The 1,531-nt window shown below is 73.7% G+C and carries 2 protein-coding genes; both read left to right on the forward strand.

What is annotated here, in order from left to right:
- Nucleotides 1-136: 136 nt before the first annotated feature.
- A complete protein-coding gene (locus tag MHY29_RS12045) occupies nucleotides 137-814 on the forward strand; it encodes a response regulator transcription factor (RefSeq protein ID WP_224356117.1) in 678 nt (225 codons plus the stop codon).
- A 304-nt stretch (nucleotides 815-1,118) separates the two neighbouring features.
- A complete protein-coding gene (locus MHY29_RS12365; RefSeq protein ID WP_255612643.1) occupies nucleotides 1,119-1,409 on the forward strand; it encodes an uberolysin/carnocyclin family circular bacteriocin in 291 nt (96 codons plus the stop codon).
- The last annotated feature ends 122 nt before the right edge of the window (nucleotides 1,410-1,531 follow it).

A 1,531-nucleotide genomic window follows, 5' to 3' on the forward strand; every position in this document is an offset into this window, starting at 1 on the left:
CGGTGGTGGTGGTCATGCCCTCGAGCCTGCCCGCCCGGGGGAGGGATCCGCGACGCCCGTTCCGGCACACCCGCCTGTCCTTTCGGGCATGGTCGGCTGCCCGAAGCGACGGGGTCGGGGCCACTAGGGTGGCCGCATGGACGCCATCACCGTGCTGATCGTGGAGGACGAGCCCCTCCTCACCCAGGCCTATACGATGATCCTCGAGGCCGACCCCGGGATACGGGTGGTCGGCACCGCCTCCGACGGCGCCGCCGGGGTGGCCGAGCACGAGCGCCTGCGACCCGACGTGGTCCTCATGGACCTGCGGATGCCGGTGCTGGACGGTGTGGAGGCCACGGGGCGGATCATGCGGGAGCACCCGGAGGCGAAGGTGCTCGTGGTGACGTCCATGACCACGGAGGACTACCTCTCCCCGGCGCTGGCCAACGGTGCCGCCGGCTACCTCACCAAGGACACGGACGCCGAGGGTCTGGTCCGCGCCGTGCGGGCCGTGGAGGCCGGGACCATGGCCCTGGGCCCGAGCATCGCCCGGGAGGTGGTGGACCTGCTGCTGCGCTCGGGCGTCGCTCCGCGCACGGACGCCCCGGCGTCGCCCCGCGACCTGCCCGAGGCACTGACACCCCGGGAGCAGGACGTGCTGGAGCTGCTGGCCGAGGGCCTGACCAACCAGGAGATGGCCGCCCGTCTCTACGTGTCCGACTCCACGGTCAAGTCCAACCTCGCCCGCGTGATGCACAAGCTCGGGGCCAACAACCGCGTGCAGGCCCTCGTGCTGGGGGTCCGGGCCGGCCTCGTCTCGATCCCGGGCTGACGCCGCGTCCCCTCCGTCCGTTCGGGCGGCCTCCCCCGCCCCGTCACCGCCTCCGGTGACGGGGCGGCGTCATGTGCGGGGCGGTCAGAGGGCTCCCTCGGCCCGTGCGGCCCCCTGCCCGAACGGGTGCGCCCCCTGCCCGAACGGCTCGGGGATCATGCCCGAACGGCACGCTGAGCCTGCCGGAACGGCTGTATTCGGGCTGTGTGGCCCTCCGTAGATTCAGTGGTGTCGGAGCAGGAGAGATCCCGCGGCCGACGACCACCACACCGGATCCCGCGGGATCCCCATCGAAGGAGAACCCATGTCCACCTCGCTCGTCGCCCTCGACTCCGCCGCCACCCGCCGCTCCGTCGGTGTCGCCGCCTCCCTGTCCGTGATCGGCCTGATCGTCGGCGGTGTCACCCTCGCCTGGGTGGCCGGCTCGCTCGGCATCTCCGCCTCCGCCGCCTCCCAGATCGTCAACGCCGTCCAGGTCGGAGGCCTGGCCCTGACCCTCGTGGGCGCCGCGTTCGGCTTCGGCGTGGGCTCCGCCTTCGTGGCCACCGTCCGCTGGTACATCCTCCGCAAGGGCAAGGCCGTCGCCATCGCCTGAGCCCGACCCGGTGCGCCCCGGCCGGCCCGTCCGCCTCGGCGGGCGGGCCGGCCGGACCGGGCGTCCCGCCCGGACGCCGCGACCCCTCCGCCCCTCCACCGAACGGAACCTCCCCATGAACC

This window comes from Micrococcus sp. ACRRV (assembly GCF_022346985.1).
GTDB lineage: Bacteria > Actinomycetota > Actinomycetes > Actinomycetales > Micrococcaceae > Micrococcus > Micrococcus porci.